17 protein-coding genes are annotated in these 21,789 nt (G+C 46.4%); 11 read left to right on the top strand and 6 right to left on the bottom strand.

Annotated elements, in window-relative coordinates:
- The first annotated feature begins 79 nt into the window (after positions 1–79).
- From E4N65_RS03695 to ggt, 4 genes are all read left to right on the top strand, one after another.
- Positions 80–1,606: a peptidyl-prolyl cis-trans isomerase gene (locus tag E4N65_RS03695; RefSeq protein ID WP_253674084.1), complete on the top strand. Its 1,527-nt coding sequence runs from the start codon at positions 80–82 to the stop codon at positions 1,604–1,606.
- Positions 1,607–1,611: 5 nt separating this feature from the next.
- Positions 1,612–3,378 carry a 6-hydroxymethylpterin diphosphokinase MptE-like protein gene (locus E4N65_RS03690; RefSeq protein WP_253674083.1) on the top strand — a complete coding sequence of 589 codons (1,767 nt, stop codon included), beginning with the start codon at positions 1,612–1,614 and terminating at the stop codon, positions 3,376–3,378.
- Between the two features lie 142 nt (positions 3,379–3,520).
- Positions 3,521–4,894 (top strand): sodium:solute symporter family protein, encoded by a 1,374-nt coding sequence (locus E4N65_RS03685; protein ID WP_044013069.1) that lies wholly within the window; start codon positions 3,521–3,523, stop codon positions 4,892–4,894.
- Positions 4,895–4,898: 4 nt separating this feature from the next.
- Positions 4,899–6,608 carry a gamma-glutamyltransferase gene (gene ggt, locus E4N65_RS03680; RefSeq protein WP_253674082.1) on the top strand — a complete coding sequence of 570 codons (1,710 nt, stop codon included), beginning with the start codon at positions 4,899–4,901 and terminating at the stop codon, positions 6,606–6,608.
- Between the two features lie 139 nt (positions 6,609–6,747).
- Here the strand turns inward: ggt and E4N65_RS03675 are convergent, their stop codons facing one another.
- Complete coding sequence (locus tag E4N65_RS03675; protein WP_253674081.1) at positions 6,748–8,403, bottom strand: ComEC/Rec2 family competence protein; 1,656 nt, start codon at positions 8,401–8,403, stop codon at positions 6,748–6,750.
- 51 nt (positions 8,404–8,454) lie between these two features.
- Positions 8,455–9,537 carry an adenylate/guanylate cyclase domain-containing protein gene (locus E4N65_RS03670; RefSeq protein ID WP_253674079.1) on the bottom strand — a complete coding sequence of 361 codons (1,083 nt, stop codon included), beginning with the start codon at positions 9,535–9,537 and terminating at the stop codon, positions 8,455–8,457.
- Between the two features lie 439 nt (positions 9,538–9,976).
- Here E4N65_RS03670 and E4N65_RS03665 point away from each other — a divergent pair, with 439 nt between their 5' ends.
- From E4N65_RS03665 to E4N65_RS03640, 6 genes are all read left to right on the top strand, one after another.
- Positions 9,977–10,735, top strand: a complete 759-nt coding sequence (locus tag E4N65_RS03665; RefSeq protein ID WP_253674077.1) for a FadR/GntR family transcriptional regulator — start codon at positions 9,977–9,979, stop codon at positions 10,733–10,735.
- Positions 10,736–10,739: 4 nt separating this feature from the next.
- Positions 10,740–12,494 (top strand): NAD(P)/FAD-dependent oxidoreductase, encoded by a 1,755-nt coding sequence (locus E4N65_RS03660; protein WP_253674075.1) that lies wholly within the window; start codon positions 10,740–10,742, stop codon positions 12,492–12,494.
- Complete coding sequence (locus tag E4N65_RS03655) at positions 12,491–13,921, top strand: NAD(P)/FAD-dependent oxidoreductase (protein ID WP_253674073.1); 1,431 nt, start codon at positions 12,491–12,493, stop codon at positions 13,919–13,921. Before E4N65_RS03660 ends, E4N65_RS03655 begins: the two co-directional genes overlap by 4 nt.
- On the top strand, positions 13,918–14,325 hold the full coding sequence (locus E4N65_RS03650) for a DUF1667 domain-containing protein (protein WP_253674071.1): 408 nt from the start codon (positions 13,918–13,920) through the stop codon (positions 14,323–14,325). The genes E4N65_RS03655 and E4N65_RS03650 overlap by 4 nt, the downstream gene beginning before the upstream one ends.
- Positions 14,322–15,878: an FGGY-family carbohydrate kinase gene (locus E4N65_RS03645; RefSeq protein ID WP_253674069.1), complete on the top strand. Its 1,557-nt coding sequence runs from the start codon at positions 14,322–14,324 to the stop codon at positions 15,876–15,878. The genes E4N65_RS03650 and E4N65_RS03645 overlap by 4 nt, the downstream gene beginning before the upstream one ends.
- Before the next feature lie 78 nt (positions 15,879–15,956).
- The gene (locus tag E4N65_RS03640) at positions 15,957–17,723 is read left to right on the top strand and encodes an FAD-binding oxidoreductase (RefSeq protein ID WP_253674067.1); all 1,767 of its coding nucleotides are present in this window, start codon (positions 15,957–15,959) and stop codon (positions 17,721–17,723) included.
- Between the two features lie 100 nt (positions 17,724–17,823).
- On the opposite strand, the gene E4N65_RS03635 is transcribed toward E4N65_RS03640, so the two are convergent.
- From E4N65_RS03635 to E4N65_RS03620, 4 genes are all read right to left on the bottom strand, one after another.
- Complete coding sequence (locus E4N65_RS03635; protein ID WP_044013086.1) at positions 17,824–18,276, bottom strand: hypothetical protein; 453 nt, start codon at positions 18,274–18,276, stop codon at positions 17,824–17,826.
- A 372-nt stretch (positions 18,277–18,648) separates the two neighbouring features.
- Complete coding sequence (locus E4N65_RS03630; RefSeq protein WP_253674065.1) at positions 18,649–18,966, bottom strand: HigA family addiction module antitoxin; 318 nt, start codon at positions 18,964–18,966, stop codon at positions 18,649–18,651.
- Complete coding sequence (locus E4N65_RS03625) at positions 18,941–19,222, bottom strand: type II toxin-antitoxin system RelE/ParE family toxin (RefSeq protein WP_253674063.1); 282 nt, start codon at positions 19,220–19,222, stop codon at positions 18,941–18,943. The genes E4N65_RS03630 and E4N65_RS03625 overlap by 26 nt, the downstream gene beginning before the upstream one ends.
- A 238-nt stretch (positions 19,223–19,460) precedes the next feature.
- Positions 19,461–20,615 carry an iron-containing alcohol dehydrogenase gene (locus tag E4N65_RS03620; protein ID WP_044013095.1) on the bottom strand — a complete coding sequence of 385 codons (1,155 nt, stop codon included), beginning with the start codon at positions 20,613–20,615 and terminating at the stop codon, positions 19,461–19,463.
- Positions 20,616–20,923: 308 nt separating this feature from the next.
- Between E4N65_RS03620 and E4N65_RS03615 the strand changes: the two genes are divergently transcribed.
- Positions 20,924–21,784, top strand: a complete 861-nt coding sequence (locus E4N65_RS03615) for an SIR2 family NAD-dependent protein deacylase (protein ID WP_253674061.1) — start codon at positions 20,924–20,926, stop codon at positions 21,782–21,784.
- Positions 21,785–21,789 lie beyond the last annotated feature (5 nt).

The following is a 21,789-nucleotide window of genomic DNA, read 5'->3' as shown; positions in this document are numbered from 1 at the left end:
GTAGAGTTATCAACTGTCCATCTAAAAAGTAAGCATATTGAAAATTAAATAGAGAATCTATAATTAAGGAAACAAAACTATGGCGGGCTTTAAAAAAAATACTTTAGCAATCGGAAGTATTATTATTTTGGTTTTTTCGGTAATTGCGTTTGTCTTTGTTCCGGCAGCAGGCGGGCAATCGGGCAGTAATGCTAAAACAATGCTCGGTAAATGGAAAAACAAGCAGCTTGACAACACTGCTGACGGGCTTTTTTTGCGGGAATACCGGCAGCTTCATCGTGCCGCCGAACTACGCGGGTATCTGAGAAACGACAATAATAACAAGGCACAGCAGGAATTTATAGAACGGCAGATTATGCGAACCGCATTTAATTCTTCCATGATTCAGCTTGCTGCACAGGAAGAAGCCCTGAGCGCCGGTTTTTATCTGCCGAATAAAAATATCAATAAAGCGCTTATCTCCTTTTATACGGATTCTACGGGTACTTATTCTGAAAAATTGTATACGGATACATCGGAACAGCAGCGGCTTACCAATAGACGGCAAGTAATCGATTATCTGACCGCACAACGCTATATCGAAGATAACTTCGGTACATACGATAATATCTTCGGCTTGAAAACAAGCTCGGCAGAAACTGCTTTCGTGCAGAAGATGGCGGAAAAAGAACGCACCTTTAAATATGTTGTATTTGAGGAAAGCCAATTTCCGCAGGATAAAATCCGTGCGTATGGCGAAGAACATGCCGATTTATTTGCTGAACATAACTTACTCATGCTGACATTTAACTCGCAAGAGGACGCAAATAAAACCGCTCAAGCGCTCCAAAAAGGAGAAATCACGTTTGAAGATGCCGTTATCACAAACTCTACCAAGGCGGGTACCGATTCTAACGGAAAACTGTTATCCCCATACCGAACAACGGTAAACCGGACATTCCCCGAATCAAAGGATCTTGATACCGTACTCAAGCTCGGTACCGATGAGGTGAGTTCCGTTGTTAAAACGTCTTCAGGATATGCAATCGTAAAATGCACTGCTCCGGTTACACCTGCCGATTTTACACTAGCCGAAACTCGAGACCGTGTTCTTTCGTATATGAAATCGAATGAGCGCGGCATTATCGAAGATTACCTTGAACAAAAGGCAAAAACCTTTATCGAAGCGGCGAAAATCGGCGGATTTGCACATGAAGCATCTATAAATGATTTGGTCGTGCAGACAAGCAACCCGATAACACTGAACTACGGTAATGCCGCTATTTTACCGCAAATTTCTTATCAGTCGGATACTTTCTTTACGGCCGGTGTACGGAATGAAATCTTCTTTAAAAAAGCCTTTGCACTTAAACAGGGGGAAATTTCGGAGCCGATTTTGCTGGGGGCAAACGTACTGGTATTGCAGCTTGACGAAGAGAAAGCAGTCTCGGAAGAAACCCAAAACAATATCGCAACATCATACCGGCAATTCGCATCGATTTGGTATTACGAATATCCGCTTGCTATGCTTGCCTATCAGCAGCTTTCATGGGGTCAGCAAACCTTTATTGATTTTGTCTTAAACAGTAAAAACTTTACCGACAATTTTAATGCGGTATTCAACTAAAGAGATTGATTAACACCAACAAAGATGAAAAGCCTCTGCTGATACAAACAGACAGGGGCTTTTCCGTTTTATACCGAAATAAATATCTCTATTCAAAATACAATCCTCAAGCAGCTATTACTGCACAGATTACATCGTTGCAGATACCCGATTCTACATTAATACTCTGCCTGTCGCCGGTACTGGGCTACGGGCTTAAAGAATTGACGGAAAAGCTGCCGGCATCTTCTTATATTCTTGCGCTGGAATACGATCAAATGTTGATGCGGTTCTCGCTCGATCATTGTGATTTCTCTCCGTTTGCACAGCAGCGATTTTCTTATATCCGGACGGATTCGGTTGCAGAGGTACTGAAAAAGGTAGAATCCTTGCCGCTGTTTCCCTTTAAAAAGTGTCTTGTGCTTTCCTGTTCAGGCGGGGTACAGCTGAATCAAACCTTTTATGATGAAGTGCGTTTGTATGCCGATGAGGTGATTTCACGGTTTTGGAAAAACCGGATAACGCTGATGCACCTCGGCAGGAATTACGCGCATAACACGTTCCGCAATCTCCTCTCGCTTGCGAGATCACTCGCAAGCTCGCCGGCGAGACCAATGATGGGATCACTCACAAGATCGCCGGAGAGTTCTCCGGCGGAATCCTCTGTATGGGGGGCACCGTCGAGTAAGAACAGGTTCCGTTTACTCACCGGCAATGAGCGTATCCGCAAGCCTCTTTTGGTTGTAGGTGCCGGTCCTTCGCTCGATACTGTACGGGATTTTATCATCAAGAATAGAAATTCCTTTTTTTTACTTGCGGTGGATGCCGCAGCCGCAGCGCTTCTACCCGATATTCAACCTGACGCAATCGTATTGGTGGAATCGCAGTACTGGATTGATTCGGCGTTCATCGGCTTGCGCAAATACAGCATACCGGTCTTTGCCGATCTGACGGCTTCCCCCCGTGCGTTGCAAGCATGCGGCGGAAGTGTATACTTTTTTTGCACCGAGTACGCACGGCTGAAGTATTTGGAACATCTCTATCAAACGCTGCAGCCGCTTATTCTTCCGCCGATGGGATCGGTAGGATTGACAGCACTACAGCTTGCCTTAGCGCTGACCGCCCCTCACCTGCCCGTACTGCATACCGGCTTAGATTTTGCATGGCAAAACGGTCTTACCCATGCCGCCGGAAGCAGCCCTATAAAAAAACTCTTTGCGGAAATAAACCGTACCGAATCGCCGTATAAGCTCAGTCTCTCTACCGGTATGCAGCGTATTTCCGGGAAGCGTGGACTTTCCTATTGGACAACTCCGGTGCTATCCGGCTATGCGGAACTGTATCGCCATACCTTCTCCGAAAATAAGCGGGTCATCGACATTGGAACGGAAGGCTGCTTTTTGAACGGCAGGCAGGCTGATATGACTGAAGCGGAGCGGATACTTACCGATGTCTGTGCCTCGGATGCGGACAGTACAGCTATCGGAACCGGTTGCTCACAGACAAATGCAGCCGATACTTTTTTTGATTCCGTTTGTGAATCAGACACTGCAAACGAACGATATGAAGCGCTCTGCGGCTATCTTGCCGGTGAAGCGGAAGCGTTGACTATGCTGAATGACCATTTGCAGGGCAAGCGCTCGATATCGGAACACATGATGGAACAACTCTTCGCAGCGCGCGACTACCTCTATAGTCATTTTCCTGATGCGGCACGCGGCTATTCGCTTGACCTCGGCTTTCTAAAGCGGGCAGGTATCGAGCTGCGGTATCTGCTGAAGATTCTCGGCTAACGGTGGTGGAACCTCCTTTTTCAGAAATTTGAAAAATTTTTAGAATTTTTTGTTGCATTTTCCTGAAAGGTGGTGTAATCTTATATTATGATATGTAATATATTACATATCATAATATAAGCTAAGTAAAGGAGAAAGCAATATGTTAATTGCAACATGGATCATTACGTTTTTAATCGTTGTCGGTATCGGTATTTATGCCGGAACAACCATTAAGTCGTCCGCACAGTGGTCGGGAGGTGATAAGTCCCTGAGCGCTGTTTCACTCGGTGCTATTTTTGCCGCATGGCAAATCGGCGGCATGGCAATTGTCGGAGCAGCTCAAAACGGATATAACCTCGGCATCGCCGGATCGTGGTATTCAATAGCCGGATCGTTTTACTTTATTGCATTAGCTGTTTTTGCAAAAATAATCCGAAATAATATGCCCGGTGAATCGGTCCCTGTATACTTACAATCCAGATTCGATAATAAAACGGCAAAACTGTACTCATACGCATGGATTGTCTACGGTTTTCTCTATATTCCCATTCAGTTAAAAACGGTTTCGTCCATCATTCAAATTGTATTACCCAATATAAACTTCATGGCGGCAATGATAATCGGTGTAACGGTTGCCGTCGTTTATACCGGTTTTTCGGGTATGAAAGGAGCATCAGCGGTAGGAAGAATCGTCTGTATCGGTATTTATATCTTACTCATTATTTTTGTTGTAACGACACTGCCTAAATTTGAAGGCTTTAGCGGATTGCTGGCAAAATTACCGCAAGGATATGACAGTATGAAAAATATGCCGCTGCACAGAATCATCGCGTGGATATTCGGAGGGTGTATCAGTACGGCTGTTATGCAATCGGTACTTCAGCCGTTATTGGCGGCAAAAACTCCGCAAGCTGCCCGCACCGGTTCCATCCTCGGATATCTTATTGCAGCACCGATTTGTTTCTTTACGGCAACCTGCGGAATGCTTGCAAAAGCTTCGGGAGCTGATTTAGGTGATGGAACAAGCGCATTTGCCTATGCTATTAAAACCTTTACCTCACCGTTCTTCGGCGGTATTATCTTTGCATTCGTTACAATGATTATCGCTGCAACGATGGCAACAATGATGCTGGCCACCGGTACGATTATCACCAACGTATATAAGACGGATATCAATCCAAATGCCGATGATAAAAAGGTTCTCAGTATTTCCAAAAAGATTACATTTATTTTTGCATATCTTACGCTGATACCTGCACTTTTTATTCCAAGCCGTTCGCTTACGAATCTCTTTTTAACGCTCCAGCATGTTGCCGCTGCTCCTATCAGTTTTTCTATCTTAGTCGGTTTAACATGGAAAAAGGTTACCAAGCAAGGTGCTTTCTGGAGTATCCTCTGCGGTATGCTCGTTGGGATAGCTTGGATGTTACTGCGCTTGAGCGATAAGCTTGAAGCGATTTATCCGGTTGTCATCGTTACATACGGCGTTGGAATAATCGTTTCGTTACTGACATATAAAGAAGGCGGTAAATAATCGTATGCAGGAAAAGAAAATGTATATGTGGCCGTCTGCATGGAATCGGCCGTCTATCAACGGAACATACGGGGCAATCAGCAGTAATAATGTGTATGCCACTCAAGCAGGACTGAATGTTTTGAGGAACGGCGGAAATGCTTTTGACGCTGCCGTTGCGGTTTCGTTGGTATTATCCGTTGTCGAACCGCATCATTCGGGAATCGGCGGGGGCTGCTTTACACTGGTGTACTCAAAGCAGGAAAATGCAGTCTATGCATTGGATGGGAGAGGAATAGCTCCGCGGAATGCGACAAAAGATTTATTTTTAAAAGACGGAAAGGTGTGCGACGAATGGAAGGATATAGGCGGAAGATCGGTTGCCGTTCCGGGATTATTGAAAAGCTTAGATGTCTTGCTAAAAAAATTCGGTACAATGACAATGCAAGCGGTTGCACAAGATGCAATCAAGTTGTCGTTCAACGGTTTTAGGACAAGCTTTACCGGCTCGATCACCGGTACGGATGACTCGGTTATCAGAAAACGGAATACCTATCCCGCCTTTAAAAAGAATTTTATGAACGGAGATAAGGGATATGAATTCGGCACTATGCAAAAAAATGAGAAACTGGGACGGCTTTTAGAAAAAATCGCAACAGCCGGAGTTGATTATTTTTATAGCGGAGAAGCAGCAAAGACAATCATCAACACAATAAATGAGCATGGCGGTTGTTTTTCCTATGAAGATATGTCCGAATATCAACCTAAATTCCGTGAACCCGTAAGTATCAATTATCGAAATGCCGCCGTATATTCCTTTCCTCCCCCCGGAGGAGGCTGTACCGTACTCGAAATGCTGAATATCCTTGAAAATGCGGATATAAAAAAAGCAGGACATAATTCGGCACAGTACATACATCTATTGGCGGAAGCAATGAAGATTGCTTTTGCAGACAGAAGTATCGGATTAGGTGATCCCGATTTTATCAAAATCGACACGCATAAAATTCTCAGTAAAGATTATGCAAAATTACAATATCAGCATATCAATAAAACGGCACAAGAGTATAAACCGGGAATCGACACAGCATTCGACGAGCATAAAGGAAACACCTCTCATTTTTCCATTATGGATCGATATGGAAATACGGTATCGCAAACACAGACGATCAGAGACTGGTTTGGAAGCGGCATTGTCGTAGATGCTTACGGTTTTGTATTGAATAATGCAATGTCGGATTTTTCCGCAACGGAAGGGGCACTTACCAGTCAAGGATTATCGTACGGCAGCTCCAATGCGATAGCCGGCGGAAAAACACCGATTTCCAGTATGTCGCCGACTATTGTTTTTAAAGAAGGAGCACCGTTCATGGCCATCGGTTCTGCCGGAGGACCCAGAATTATTACCGGTGTGCTGCAAGGAATAGTCAATGCAATCGATTTTGATATGGAACCTGAACAGCTGGTAGATATGCCGTATATCAACTGCCTGAGTAAACAACAAGGCATAGAAACCGAATTCGGTATTTCACCCGATACTGTCGCTCATCTGCAAGCAGCACTGCATACCGTACATCAGGTTCCCGTACATCAGGCAATGAGTACAATGGTAAATTGCGTGATGAAAAAACAGGATAGGTTTTATGCAGGGCGGACAAAGCGAGTCGATGGCTGCGCAGGAGTTCTTTTTTCCTCCGGCGCAAGCTTTGACGGCATAGGATTTATGGAAATATAGGAGAGCATCTCTAAAAGCTAAGCGAGTTTTTAGAGATGCCCGGTATTCGGCTTTAACATACGGGGATGTCTCAAAAGTTGGTTACTTTTTTGCCAGCCCCGTTCAGCAGCAGGGCTTAGTTTAAGCTCTGTTCCGGTGCTTATGTCAATCGAGGGAAAGCGGCTGCTGTCCGCTTGCGCTGAACATACGCCAGAACCACACAGCACACCCCAACCGCAAACGCTGCGGCCGAAAATATTGCACGCTGTATTCCGCTTTCCGGCGCAATAACCGGAAGCCGTGCAAAAAAATCTGCTGCTACAAAAATTATCCGATACGCGGCGTTCAATCCGTATCCCAGCAGCGGACTCGTGAAAGGGAAAATAAGTGCAAGCGGAATGCAGATAAGCCCCGCAATGAGGAAAACCGAAACGAGCGGGCTGACCATACATGAAGCAATGACTCCCGCCGCTGCGATATTCCCGATTGCAGAAATAACAATCGGAGCAGTAAAAAGCTGTGCGCCGACAGATGCGGAAATACTGCCTGCAAGGGCAGGCGGTATTTTTCCTGCCATAAGACGAGCGCACGCATCGCCGAAGATGATAATCCCTGCACATGCCCCATACGAAAGCATAAACCCAAGCGTTATTGCTTCGGCGCCGGCGATTGCAATATGGACGGTCAACATGGCGCACAGCACCGACAAGGGCGGCGGCTTTAACCCGAGCGCTCTCCCTGCGGCGGCGATACATACCATTCCCAATGCACGGTTTAACGAAGGAGCAGCGCCCGCAAACCAGACAAACAGGAAAACCGCCGCAAGCGAAAACCATGCGGCCCGGCTCTTATGCCCGAATAGCCTGCCGCCTTGCAGCGCCGCTGTCCCGATTAATGAAAGGTGCATCCCCGACAAGGCAAGGATATGAGCAAGTCCGGCGTTGCGGAAAGCTGCGATGCATTCCGCCGGTAAGAATGCCTTATCGGCAGCAAGCAGCGCAAGCAAAAGTCCGCCTGCCTCCCCCCAACCGTATAGCATCCGCATAAAAGCAAAGCGGAAAAACGCACGGAGGCGGCTGAGCGGAGAGTCCCATCCGAGAAATACCGGCTGCACCGGCCGCGCATAAAATACCGTTCCCGTCTTACCGAACTTTCCTTGAACTGCAAGCTTCATTCCACAGACATAAAACCGGCATTCTTGAGGATTTCGCAAAGCCTCCGCAAATACAGCCGTACCGGACAGTAGCGGCGCTGCCGCTTCTGATTGCTCCGCTCTGCTGATACGGGTAATACCTCCTGAATATGTTCCGCGGACAAGCGCTGCGGGAACAAAAAGCTGCACGATACCCGATGCGGAAAACTGCTCATTGCGTCCGGTATTACACGCAATCAGTTTAACCGGTATGCGGTAATAATCAGTACCTGCCGGAACAGGCTCACCGGTTAATTCCGCAATAAGCGTCCGCACCGTAGGCAACGCAGCAAGCGTTTGAGGAGGGCGTTGCTCTCTTTGGAGTGTATGCACGGAATACGAGCCGATCGCAGCTCCGGCAGCGGCGAAAAGTATAAAGCGTATTGCAGACAGCGCCGGCTTCTTCCGGCTGCTGCGCCGCCCTTCCCTTCCCTGAAGCGGCAGCTTACCTGCTACGGATACCGCTATTAAAAACACCGCTAGTGCGCAGAGTAATAAGAATGCCGTTATAAAAACAAAAGATATAATTTTACTGCTTGTTTGAGCAAATGCATACAATCCGTAAAAAACCGCGGCCGCCGCCACGGCTATGACCGTAACAGGCGGAACAACGTGTCTCTCCATACTCACCTCTTACAATTCCTTATACGGCACGAGGTGTAAAATGGCTACAAATTAACGATTTTTACGGGATCGATTTTGTATTTTTATATGATACAGCGTATGATTATCAGGATTACCCTTAAACCGTATCTGCTGTTTCTGTACGGTATCGGTAACGGAAAGAATGGCACGTTTAACGGAGCGGTTATTAAAAAGAGCTTCGGAAATAACGATCTCATTCGGAAGCGCGGTATCTTTTATATCGATGGTACTATTGACCGTTAAACCCACATAATCGAGCCGATTATTCAACGTTACAGCCAACATAGGACCGCTGTGCAAACCTATTTTAATTTCCAGTTGTTCCTGTATCGGCTTATTTTGAGTATGTTTCATCAAGTACCGCAGCGCTTTCACAGCAGCATTAAAAGCCTTACCGGGATCGATAAAAGTACCCATAACGGCAGCACCGATTGTCTTAACCGGTACCCCACCGCATTTTTCAATCGTATCGGAAAGAATACACGTATACTCTTTCAGCAATGAAAATGTTTTTCTGTCATCTAATGATGCATACAGTTTTGTCGAATTTATAACATCCGCAAAGAGAACCGTTGCATTTTTCAACGGGAGAACTTGGTCACCGATAAGCACTTCGGAACGCATCAATTCACGGTATAAATTATTTTGAATAATCTCAACGCCTTTTATCGCATCGGGTGTATCCCACGTCCGGTATTTCCCGTTCCGAATACTTTTACCCATATCAGCGATATAATTAAGTTTAAATGCAGGATCAAGTGTTTTGAGCCGTGGATGAATCGAAAAGCACACTTCAATATTGGTGTCAAGCGTATTATTAAAAACCTTATTACAAACCGTACAAAAATTTTGCGACGAAGCTTGTTGAAGAGACGATGCCTCATAGACAACATGCCCACACGTAGGACAATGATAAATCCACTCCAAGATGAACACTCCGTCATAAACACCTTGAATAAAAATATCAAGAATTTTTTCACGGGGTATATCGAAGGCTTTACCGATTTCATAGAGCGGAATATGGAAAAGCAGTCTATCGGATACATTCGTTAAAAAAGCCGCAATTTTATCAGCCGCTTTTTGATTCATTTTACAGCGTAATTTCATACTCATAGTTCTCTCCTTTGCACAGCATCTAGGCAAACACTCAATGTTTTGCACTGTGTGTTCTATTCGATGCAAGTTGCCATCGTTCATAAATGTACATATATACATTTATGAGCTAACTCTCAGGGAATCGTCCAAAAACCGAAGTTATTGGACAGCCCCTCGATACTGTTTAAAACCACTGATGTTCTATCAGCAGAAGCAACGTTTTGAGTTGGACACACAAACAAAAACCTTCATGATGAAAAGCAAGGGAGTGCGGAAAATCATGGCAGGTGGTACGGAATATTTTTAACGCACCATGCTAAACAGCCGGTTTTCAAAATGGTTATAAAAAAATTTTACAAAATTTTAACAAATATTTGACAAATCGTTTTTTCCCATGCTATAGTAGATAGAAACTCGGTGGTATTACCACATATTACTATTCTACCTACGAGATTATATGAAAAAGAAACGACAAACAACGGCCAAAAGCAATAAAGAGCGCTTTATAGAGCAGATGGAAACACTGCTATTGATGCACCTTATTCTGCCCGGAGAGCAGCTGCCACCTGAGCGGGAACTGGCACAGCAGATGGGTGTCTCTCGGCCGGTGATTCACGAAGGGCTTTTGGAGCTGGGGGCGAGGGGGCTCATTTCCATTCGCCCGCGGCATGGCTGGATTGTCAACAACTTTACGGAAGAAGGTGCACTGCCGCTGCTTTCGAGTCTTTACCGCTTTTCGGCGCCGCAATCGGCCGCCCGTATCGATGCCGATTTGGAAGAAGTCCGCCGAATGATTTTAATAAAATCGTTGATGCAGTATTTCTCTTCCGATGCAGCGAAAAAAGAAACCAATTCACCGCTTATCGAAAAATTGAACAAAATCTACAAAGAAGAAAAGAAAAATAATACAGGACGTTTACGCCCTGCCGACATACGGCGGTTGACCGAATTGGATTTCCTTTTTTATCGTGCCATTATCGAAGCGGGAGGCAATACCGTATTTCTCCTGCTTTTTAATTCGGCACGGGAGTTGTACCATCAAAAACTGGAACAGTTCTTTACCGAAAACACCGGCAGTATTCAGACGGCCTCAGCTTTAAAATCACAACTTATTACTTATATTACTGACGGCAACCGACAAGAGGCATTAGCACTGCTTGAGAAAATGACTTCAATCGGTGCATATACTGTTTTGGAATTGAGTAGCGGAATATAGTATCATGAAAGCATATCTGCAAAAACTCGAGCAAAAGATTAAAAAACGGTACCCCCAGCTAAAACTTTCGGCAGCATGGGACGGCCGGTCGGTAATATTGACCGGAGACGCGCCTACTGTTGAAGAACGGTATGCAGCCGGTGTTTTTTTTGTAAAAAAGTGTAAGCACCTGCCCGGATATAAGGGGTTGGTGAACGATATAACCGTCGCCGGAAAGGGTGAGCCGCCGATGCGGATGCCGGAAGTGCGGGACAACCTTTTAGCGGGTAAGACATTCGATCTCGTGATTATCGGCGCCGGGGTTGTCGGATGTGCAATTGCACGGGAACTGTCCCGTTATGATTTAACAATTGCCGTTCTCGAAAAAGAGTGCGATTGCGCAATGCAGGCGTCCTCCCGCAACGACGGTATGATCCATCCCGGCTTTGCGGACAATCCTTCAAAGATAAAAGGCAGACTGAACACCCGTGGCAACCGTCTCTACCGTAAACTGGACAAAGAACTAGGATTTCAAACCGAATGGCCGGGCAGCTTTATGCTGTTTAACTCTCCGCTCCTGAAACTGCTCGTGCCGTTTATGCACCGGAGGGCGGCAAAAAACGGTGTTGACGGGCGAGTTGGATATCGAAATAAAACAACAATACAAACCATGGAACCGAACCTAAGTACGGAATACTATGGCGGTTTTTGGATGCCCTACTCCGGCATTGCCTCTCCTTTTAAGGTGACGATTGCCTTTGCGGAAAATGCTGCGGCAAACGGTGTATCGTTTTTCTTTGAAACCGCTGTAACCGGTTTTGACAAAACGAACGACTTGATTTCGGCAGTGCACACAAACCGCGGTACGCTGAACGCCCGTCTTATCATTAACGCAGCGGGCGTATGGTCGGATAAAATTGCGGCATTTGCGGAAGACCGGTTCTTTTCCATTCATCCCCGAAAGGGCATGGATATTATCCTCGACAAAAAGAAACGGAATTTTCAGTATACCATTATCGGAAAGCCAAATCTTCTTAATTCTTCAAAACAGCATTCAAAAGGCGGCGGAATTATCCCCTGTATAGAAGGGAATATCCTTGTCGGGCCTACCGCGCATGAGGTATACGACCGTGAAGACTACGGTACCGATGCCGAAGATGAACACGCCTTGCTTGAGCAAATGTCCATGAATAAGACGCTTTCGCGGGGCGATATCATCGCGTATTATAGCGGTATCCGTGCAGCAACGTGGGAGGAAGACTTTATCGTTGAAACGTCCGAAAAGGTACCCAACTTAATTCATGCTGCGGGTATTCAATCGCCGGGTTTTGCTTCCGCTCCGGCAATTGCAGAAGATATTACAGCGCTTGCACTCCGGCGCTTTCCTGCCACCCTCAAAGAAAAACCGGACTTTATACCGCGCCGCGCCGCACCCCGCGAAACAGCCACCATGCACGATGCCGAGCGGCATACGCTTATCAAACAGGATCCGCTCTACGGGAAAATTGTCTGCCGCTGCGAGCAGATTTCCGAAGGGGAGATACGGGATGCGGTCAGGAGCTGCCTTGCGCTCGGTATGCAGAATATCAGCCTTGATGCGGTAAAACGCAGGTGCCGTGTCGGAATGGGGCGGTGCCACGGCGGTTTTTGTACGCCGCGGGTAATGGAAATCATCAGCCGGGAAGCCGGTATTCCGCTTGAGCGCATTACGAAAAAAGGCTGCTCGTCATACATACTGAACAGCCCACTACCGGCAGGCGAAGGGAAGGCGACATTATGAAACGCTTTTATGATATCATTGTGATTGGAGCGGGGCCTGCCGGTATGGCTGCCGCCCTTGCCGCTGCCGAAAAAGCTCCGCAGTGTAGCATCGCACTGATAGAACGGGAAGAGCATATTGGCGGTATTTTAAAGCAGTGTATTCACGACGGCTTCGGACTTATTCGATTTAACGAGCGGCTGACCGGCCCCGAATATGCGTGGCGGTATCGCGATATGCTCGATCAGCATTCCAACATCGACATATTCGTATCCACCTTTGTTATCCGTATTGTGCAGCAGAACGGCGGCGGCTTTGAATTGACCTTTACCAATCCGCAGAACGGCATTTTTAATCTTTCCTGCACTGCACTCATTTCCGCAACGGGTTGCAGAGAACGCACCGACCGCCAAGTGTTTATTCACGGCGACCGGCCTTCAGGGGTATTCACCGCAGGGCAGGCACAAGCCTTTATCAACCTAAAGGGATACCTCCCCGGTAAGCGGTTTGTCATTTTGGGCAGCGGAGACATCGGGCTTATTATGGCGCGGCGGCTTACCCTCGAAACCGCACATATCGGCGGCAGCGTAGAGGGTGTCTACGAGGTAAAAAGCGAACCGTCGGGACTGACCCGCAATATCGTGCAATGCCTTGAAGACTACGGTATTCCGCTCTGCCTTTCTACGACGGTGAGCGCCTTGCACGGGGCAGGACGCTTGGAGGGCGTAACCGTTACGCAGGTTGACGGACGGATGCAGCCGGTCGCCGGTACAGAACGGTACATTCCCTGCGACACCCTCATATTGAGCGTCGGGCTTATCCCCGAAAACGACATCCTCGACAATCTCGCGCCGAAAATGGATACGCGGACAAAGGGGCCGCAAGTTAATCAATATATGGAGACAACCATACCGAGGCTTTTCTCCTGCGGAAACGCGCTGCACGTCAACGATCTTGTAGACTATGTTTCGGAGTCGGGCAGTATTGCCGGGGAACGGGCTGCCTCACTCTGCAGCGGAATGGCGTTTGAAGGCAATACCGCCTCGGAAAGAGCCGCGGGAGCAGACTATCACACGGCAGAACTCGAAAAAATCGAGCCGTTCTTAACGGAAGCACAACCGGCGGCGCTGCGCAAAAATTCCGCTGAAATTCCCATCTATGCCGATAAAACACTCCTATACCAAACCCCCGCCCGTATCGTACCGGACGGGAAGCAGGCGGTGCTGTACTTCCGGTCTGCGGCGCAACGGGAGCAAGCGGTATTAACGATTACCGCGGAAACAAAAACAGGCTCAAAGATTCTTTTCAAAAAAACATTCCGGTCATTAAAACCGCCGGAGATGGAACGGATTATCGTGGATACCGCATCGATACCGACCTACACGCAGCAACTATCCGTTTCGCTGACTGACCCAGAACCGGTACATCGGGCAAAGGAGGCGAAATGATCAAAAAGCTAACTTGTATTGCGTGTCCGCGCGGCTGTGCATTAACCGTGACAATCGATGATGCAACGAATATAATAGAAGTAAGCGGAAACAGCTGCCCTAAGGGAGCCATTTACGGCAAACAAGAAGTGCTGTGCCCTACGAGAACACTCACGACCACCGTTGCCTGCCGGTCTGCTCGGTGTAATGGAAAAACGACAGGGTTCGGTGCGCCTGAGTTTATTCGCCTGCCGGTAAAAACCGGATGCGAAATTCCGCTTGAGGAGATGAAATCTATGATAGAAAAAATCCGCACTATTACCGCCTCTGCTCCGGTGCGGTACGGCGACTGTCTTGCGCAGCTTACCGCTGAAAACGGGACAAAAATACCGATTCTCGCCTGTGCAAGTACGGAGACTGAATGATTATGAGCAACCAATCGACGATTATTTCGATCGACTGCGGTACCCAAAGCCTACGCGTTATCATCTTTGGAGAGGATGGTTCGGTACTCGCAAAAAAACAGATCATGTATAAACCGTGCGTCAGCCCGCGTCCGGGATGGGCGGAACAAGACCCTGCTGTGTGGTGGAATGCACTTTGCAAAGGTGCGGCTGCCCTCAAAGTAGAATATCCCGATTTAATAGCCCGCGCAAAGGGGATCGGCGTAACAGCTCAGCGGGACACCGTTATCCTTATCGGTAAAGACGGAAACGTGCTGCGCCCCGCAATCACATGGCTCGATACCCGAAAGGCACGCGGCCGGTATCATCCGAATTTCATTATGAAGGCTGCGCTGAAAGCAGTCGATTACTACGAAAAGATCATGCACTCCCAAAGCGACGGCCAGTGTAACTGGATACAGGAAAACGAGCCCGAAATTTGGAAAAAAACCTGGCGGGTACTGATGGTTTCGGGCTATCTGCAATACCGGCTGACGGGAATTGCCGCGGATTCCCCTTCATCCTTAGTCGGGCACATCCCCTTTGATCATAAAAAACAAAAGTGGGCATCGCCCGGACACATCACGGCGAAGATATTTCCGATAGATGATGATAAAAAATGCAGTGTTGTGCAAAGCGGGAAAGAAATCGGACGGGTTTCCGCTCAAGGCGCGCTGGAAACGGGGCTTCCTGCCGGTATACCGGTCATCGCCTGCGGCAGCGATAAGGCATGTGAAACACTCGGTATGGGATGTCTCGATGCAAAAACCGCCTCCCTCAGTTTCGGCACGACGGCGACGGTAGAAATATGTACCGACCGCTACACGGAACCTATCCGCTTCCTGCCCGCATACAGCGCTGCCTATCCCGGACGTTGGGTACCGGAAATCGAAATATTCCGCGGCTACTGGATGATCAGCTGGTTTAAGGACGAGCTCGGCTATGAAGAACGGGCAAAGGCGACGGCAACCGGTATTATTCCGGAGCAAATTATGGATCGCCTCCTCGACTCCTCCCCGCCCGGCTGTTACGGCCTCATGCTGCAACCGTATTGGGGCGCAAGCCTTAAAGATCACTATGCGAAAGGTTCGATGATCGGCTTCGGCGACGTACACGGACGGCACGCAATATACCGCGCAATCGTCGAGGGGCTTGCCTACTCGCTGCGGGAGGGGTTGGAACAACTGCAACGGCAAAGCGGTGTTCCCGTACAAAAGGTTGCCGTTTCGGGCGGAGCCTCGCAGAGCGACCGTATCTGCGGCATCACTGCTGATATTTTAAACAAACCACTTGTCCGCGGTGCGACAACGGAAACTTCGGCGTTAGGGGCAGCAATTTTAACCGCTTACGGGACGGGAAGCTATTCCAGCATCGAAGAAAGTGCCAAAAACATGGTTCATTTTGCGCGGGAATTTAACCCTTCACCGGATAACCACGAATTATATGATGAGCTCTATAAAATATACACGCAGATATATCCTATCTTAAAGCATGTGTATAAACGGATACGGGAAGTAACCGGTTATCCGTCATAAAAAATAGTATCGAGAGCCTCTAAAAATCTCATCGAGTTTTAAGAGGTACTCTATCATACATTCAAATAGGAGATGGCTATGGCTGAACGTAAAGTATACAAGAACTTTAAACCGGAGTGGGAGCAAGTTCCCCCGCCGCCGGCTTCATTCCGATCGATTTTAAAATGGGGAGATCCCAACGAATTTAAGGAACCGAATGAAAGGCTCTTCACCTTTATGAAAGGCGAGCTCGGCTTAACCGATGCCGATTTTCAGCAGAAGGGCGCCGACGGACACGAAGTTGTGCCCGAAACATTAGCGACGCCGCCGCTTGAACCGGAGCATGTCGCATTCTTTGAATCCGTGTGCGGTAAGGACAATGTAAGCACCAAGGGATACAACCGGCTTTCCGTGGCTTACGGCAAAACCATGTACGACCTCTACCGGCTGCGGGAAAACATCACCGAAAATGCCCCGCGAGCAGTGCTCTATCCTTCAAGTCATGAAGAAATCGTGCAGATTGTCGAATACTGCCAAAAGCAGCACATCCCCCTCTATGTATACGGCGGCGGCTCTTCCGTTACCCGCGGCGTGGAAGCGTTCAAGGGCGGCATCAGCCTTGATATGCGGCGAAACTTTAATAAAGTGATTAACTTTAACGAAACCGATCAAACCATCACGGTTGAAGCGGGGATGTCCGGCCCCCAGCTCGAAAAAATCTTGAGCGAAGCAAAAACCCGGTTCGGCGCACGGCACGCTTATACATGCGGACACTTTCCGCAGTCGTTTGAATACTCCTCCGTCGGCGGTTGGACGGTAACGCGGGGTGCCGGTCAAAACTCAACCTATTACGGCAACATTCACAATATCGTGATGGGGCAGACCTATGTTACCCCTGCCGGCGTGATAAAAAGCTACGGACTTCCCGCTCACGCAGTCGGCCCTGATATCGATGAGTTGATGATGGGGTCGGAGGGAGCGTTCGGCGTACTGACGCATGTAACGCTGAAAATTTCCCGCCTGACTGCGGAGAACCGCCGGTATTTCAGCTTTATGTTTAAGGACTGGCAGAGCGGACGTGACGCTGCGCGGGAAATTATGCAAGCCGAAGCAGGCTATCCTTCCGTGTTCCGCCTATCCGACCCCGAAGAAACCGATGCAATGATGAAGCTCTACGGCGTGGAAGGCACCCCGCTCGAAAGCTTGATGAACCTCCGCGGATATAAAGCGCATGACCGCTGTATGTTCTTAGGTTGGACGGAAGGAGAACGAGGCTTTTCTTCAAACCTCTTCCGCATCGTAAAAAAAATCAGCAAAGCCCACGGCGGGCTGTACCTCACCGGCTATCCCGCACACAAATGGGAAGAAGGCCGTTTTACCGATCCCTATTTGAGGGAATCGCTGCAGGACTACGGCATCATCATCGACACGATGGAATGCTCCGTTACCTGGGAGATGATGGGCAGGGTACATGAAAAGGTTCGTGCCTTTGCAAAATCCCGCCCAAACACGGTCTGCATGACACACCTTTCCCATGCGTATGAGCAGGGAGCCAACCTCTATTTTATCTTTATCGGGAAATTCCGCGATAAAGAAGAATATGCAGAGTATCAGTTCGGTATCTTTGATAATATCATGGAACAGGGCGCTGCGATGAGCCACCACCACGGTGTCGGCAAGATGACGGCGGCATGGGTGGAACAATCGATCGGCACGGATAGGCTGAATATTTTCCGCGCGTTAAAAAAGCATTTTGACCCCGACAACATTATGAACCCGGGCGGTACCCTCGGCATCGACATGACCGAAGAGCAAAAGCGCAAGCCGAAGTTCTGCAGCAGAACATGGGATAATCCCGCGTATTAAGGGGTATTGCTCAAAATAACAGAGCCGCTAAAAAAGCCGATTAAACCGTACGGTCTAATCGGCTTTTAGGGATTTACTAATTTTGTTTTATAATTCGTTCTTATATCGTTATTTTGCGGGAAGATTCCTCTTCTGTATTATCTAAAAAAATCTCAGTCCCTAAATTTACGTGAAGTTCCTCACACTGCTTTAATAGTTCCGGCGATAAATTAAAAGCATCATGCCTATTAATGTATAGTCCAATATAATAGTTTATTCTCCCTCCTGTTTTAACAAATATATCTAAGAACGATGTATCGTCTATAATCTTTCTAAAAAATGTATTGGTATATTCAACAGCTTCCTCTAACTCGCCGCATTCCCATATACCGGAGATTTCATAGCATATATAAGATTCTTTATGAAATCCGCTAAGAATTTTACCATTGGGTAAAACCCATGGAGCGCCGACTGAAAACTCTACATCCGGTTTTGCAGTAAAATGTTTTTTTATTTCATTGCTACTCAACGATGGATGAAATAATTGTATTGCAATATCTACATTTCCTCGCATAAGATTCTCTCATTTATTCAGTGATTCTTATCTAATATAAATTGAAATACATCTGTCAAAGCAAAATCATCACCATCACAATAGAAGTGCTCTAGATATGTTTCATCAGAATAAAATCCTTCGTAAAAATCCATACCAAGGATTTTATCAAAAAATTCTACTGCAAAACGTTCATTTTTTAGAAACTATGCTTCAATTATTATACTTTTTTGCCTAATTCCGCAACTGTATAATCCAGATTATCAACATCACACATTTCAACTATTTCTTTTTTGATTTTAAATATTTTATATGTGTAAAGGAGCACAGGCGACCGCCTAAACAACTTTCGTGACAAAATAAATATCAGCTTTAAAAACGGTGTTAGACAATTTAGACATAGGCGTACATTTTTATTGTTTCAAACTCTCGGAAATGATTATTGTTTTCTTCTTCCAAATCATACAGATTCTGAAGATTGAGCCAGAATTCTGCTGTCGTTCCAAAGAATTTTGAAAATCTGATAGCGGTATCCGCAGTAATTGAACGCTTTCCGTGAATTATTTCGGAGATTCTTGTTTCAGAAACATTGATTTCTTTTGCCAGACGATATGCAGAAATGTTCATTGCATCTAAAAAATCTTCTTTAAGAATTTCTCCTGGATGAACATTGGGTAATTTTTCATCAGTGATAATCTGTGATTCTAACATTTTCTGCACCTCCATTTTCAAACTTAAAGATAATTCTCCATTGATCATTTATTCTGATTGAATAAAATCCGTCTAAATTCCCAGCAAGTTTTTCTAAATGATTACCTGGAGGGATCCTTAAATCTTCTGCAACTTTTGCAGCTTCAATCATTCGAAGTTTTCTTCTTGCAACATTCTGAATCGTCATCGGTAACTTTTTACTTTTATTACCTTTGCATATTGATTCTGTTTCTATATCATCAAAACTTCTTATCATACCTCTATACTAACGCTAAACAGAAGCACTTGTCAATCCAAAAGCTTGATGAATCTCCGCGGATACAAAAGCGCAAGCCGAAGTTCTGCAGCAGAACATGGGATAATCCTGCGTATTAAGGGGTATTGCTCAAAATCACAGAGCCGCTAAAAAAACCGATTAGACTGTATTCAGTTTAATCGGTTTTTGGAGATTTACTAAAAAGTTCTGCTGAGTTTTTAGAGATGCCCTTATATTTTTAGAAATCAATTTCCTTGCCGTAATACGCTGCAAGATAAATCTTCTTAATATCGGCGGCAGAGGTTTTGCGCGGATTGGTCAGCGTACAAGCATCGTTAAATGCTCTTTCGCTCATCAAATCCAATACCTTGAGGAACTTATCTTCTGCAATAACAGTGTTCTTGCCTTCCTGAATAGTGCGGGTGATACCCACTTTCCGGTTCAAGGCAGAGACAGCCTTTGCAATATCGTCGATACCCAAAGCGCCTTCCAGCTTGCTGTAGCGGTCGGTTTCTTTTCTGTTGTAGTTGATAATATACGGAAGCATGATTGCATTCGCTTCACCGTGTGTCAGATGGAATTCACCGCCGATCTTATGCGCCATCGAGTGTACGATACCGAGTGAGCAGTTGCTGAATGCGATACCGGCAACGGTGGATGCTGTGTGCATTTTTCCGCGTGCTTCCATATCGTTTCCGTTTGCAACAGCCCGTTCCAGATACTCGAATACCAGCCGGATTGCTTCAAGTGCATAGGGGTCGGTGTAATCGTCATGAGCGGTAGACACATAAGCTTCGATAGCATGGGTCATAACGTCCATACCTGTCTGAGCCGTTACCAGCGGCGGCATCTTTGCAGGGATTCTATCATCAACAATTGCAATATCGGGGATAATATCAGGGCTTACGAGCGGATATTTGATATTCTTTTCCGTGTCGGTAATAACGGAGAAGGCGGTAATTTCGGAAGCGGTTCCGGAGGTAGACGGGATACCGACTAATTTTGCTTTTGTCCGCAGCTTCGGGAATTTGAAAGCGGCTAAATCGTCAAAGTTATAGCCGGGATATTCGTAGTACACCCACATGATTTTTGCAGCATCCATTGCAGAACCGCCGCCCAATGCGATAATCCAGTCGGGATTAAAGGCTGCCATCTTTGCGCCGCCTTCTTTACAGGTTTTAACGGAAGGATCGGGTTCTACGCCGTCGATAACCAGCACTTGCATACCAGCTTTTTCCAGATAGCCCTTTGCTTCATCAATAAAGCCGAATTTTTTCATCGAGCTTCCGCCGGTAACAATAGCGGCTTTCTTTCCTTCCAACGTAGAAAGGAATTCCAAGGCTCCCACACCGTGTACAATCTTCGGGGGGATGCTGAATGTTGCGTACTTCATAATTTATACTCCTTCATAATCCAAAGAACTATTCAATATCCGTTGTATTACACTCAGCGGATATTTAATCGTCCTTTTATTATTAGTATAAATATAACGATATTTTATTATTTAGTAAAGAGGGAAAACGATAAAAAACACCGATCGGTCAGAAACCACTGACTAACCGGTGTTAACCGAATGAAAAAATTCAGAAGTTCTATTGACATTACAATCAAACCGCTGTATAGTCACAGATGTAAATTCATAAGAACAACAAAAACTTTCTTTCAAAGAAGGTACATGATGACAAAGACGGAGGATTTTATATGAGAGAAGCTATTGAGCAATTAAAACAGATTATTTCCGAAGCGGAAACCGTTGTCATCGGTGCAGGGAGCGGTCTTTCCACTTCGGCAGGTTTCACCTATTCCGGTGAGCGGTTTGAAAAATACTTTTCCGATTTTGCGGTCAAGTACGGTTTTCAAGATATGTATTCGGGCGGATTTGCTCCTTTTGCCTCGCTTGAAGAACGTTGGGCATACTGGAGCCGCTATATTATGATAAACCGTTATATGGATCCACCCAAACCGGTTTATAACAACATACTTTCGCTTGTACGGAACAAAGACTATTTTGTGCTTACGACAAATGTAGATCATTGTTTCCAAAAAGCAGGTTTTGACAAAGATCGGCTGTTTTATACGCAGGGCGACTACGGGTTGTTTCAATGCAGTGAACCGTGTCATCACAAAACGTATGACAACGAAAAACAAGTCCGCGCAATGTGGGAATTCCGCAACGAGATGAAAATCCCGTCAGAACTTGTACCGCATTGTCCTGTTTGCGGAAGACCGATGAGTATGAACCTTAGGGCAGATGACACGTTTGTTACAGACGAGGGCTGGGATCAGGCAGCCAACCGCTACCAAACATTTTTACAAAGCAGGAAGATAATAAGCCGGTCAGGGCAACAAGAAGGAACGGGGGACGTGTTGTTTCTTGAACTGGGGGTTGGAAGAAACACCCCCGGAATTATAAAGTATCCGTTTTGGCAGATGACGGCAAAAAACCCGAATGCACAGTATGTTTGTATCAATTTTGGGGAAGCGTTTGCACCGTACGAAATAGAAAAGCGGTCGCTCTGTATCAATGATGACATTGGCGCGGTTTTGCAGGAGCTACTATAAAAAAA

Source organism: Treponema sp. OMZ 855 (genome assembly GCF_024181145.1).
Classification (GTDB): Bacteria; Spirochaetota; Spirochaetia; order Treponematales; family Treponemataceae; genus Treponema.
Note: the sequence above shows the minus strand (reverse complement) of the source record. Positions and strands in the feature narration are given on the sequence as shown.

Bases quoted from the DNA above. Each gene is read 5' to 3' on its own strand.
- E4N65_RS03695 (WP_253674084.1), top strand. From the start codon at position 80: ATGGCGGGCTTTAAAAAAAATACTTTAGCAATCGGAAGTATTATTATT.
- E4N65_RS03685 (WP_044013069.1), top strand. From the start codon at position 3,521: ATGTTAATTGCAACATGGATCATTACGTTTTTAATCGTTGTCGGTATC.
- ggt (WP_253674082.1), top strand. From the start codon at position 4,899: ATGCAGGAAAAGAAAATGTATATGTGGCCGTCTGCATGGAATCGGCCG.
- E4N65_RS03675 (WP_253674081.1), bottom strand. From the start codon at position 8,403: ATGGAGAGACACGTTGTTCCGCCTGTTACGGTCATAGCCGTGGCGGCG.
- E4N65_RS03670 (WP_253674079.1), bottom strand. From the start codon at position 9,537: ATGAGTATGAAATTACGCTGTAAAATGAATCAAAAAGCGGCTGATAAA.
- E4N65_RS03665 (WP_253674077.1), top strand. From the start codon at position 9,977: ATGAAAAAGAAACGACAAACAACGGCCAAAAGCAATAAAGAGCGCTTT.
- E4N65_RS03660 (WP_253674075.1), top strand. From the start codon at position 10,740: ATGAAAGCATATCTGCAAAAACTCGAGCAAAAGATTAAAAAACGGTAC.
- E4N65_RS03655 (WP_253674073.1), top strand. From the start codon at position 12,491: ATGAAACGCTTTTATGATATCATTGTGATTGGAGCGGGGCCTGCCGGT.
- E4N65_RS03650 (WP_253674071.1), top strand. From the start codon at position 13,918: ATGATCAAAAAGCTAACTTGTATTGCGTGTCCGCGCGGCTGTGCATTA.
- E4N65_RS03645 (WP_253674069.1), top strand. From the start codon at position 14,322: ATGATTATGAGCAACCAATCGACGATTATTTCGATCGACTGCGGTACC.
- E4N65_RS03640 (WP_253674067.1), top strand. From the start codon at position 15,957: ATGGCTGAACGTAAAGTATACAAGAACTTTAAACCGGAGTGGGAGCAA.
- E4N65_RS03635 (WP_044013086.1), bottom strand. From the start codon at position 18,276: ATGCGAGGAAATGTAGATATTGCAATACAATTATTTCATCCATCGTTG.
- E4N65_RS03630 (WP_253674065.1), bottom strand. From the start codon at position 18,966: ATGTTAGAATCACAGATTATCACTGATGAAAAATTACCCAATGTTCAT.
- E4N65_RS03625 (WP_253674063.1), bottom strand. From the start codon at position 19,222: ATGATAAGAAGTTTTGATGATATAGAAACAGAATCAATATGCAAAGGT.
- E4N65_RS03620 (WP_044013095.1), bottom strand. From the start codon at position 20,615: ATGAAGTACGCAACATTCAGCATCCCCCCGAAGATTGTACACGGTGTG.
- E4N65_RS03615 (WP_253674061.1), top strand. From the start codon at position 20,924: ATGAGAGAAGCTATTGAGCAATTAAAACAGATTATTTCCGAAGCGGAA.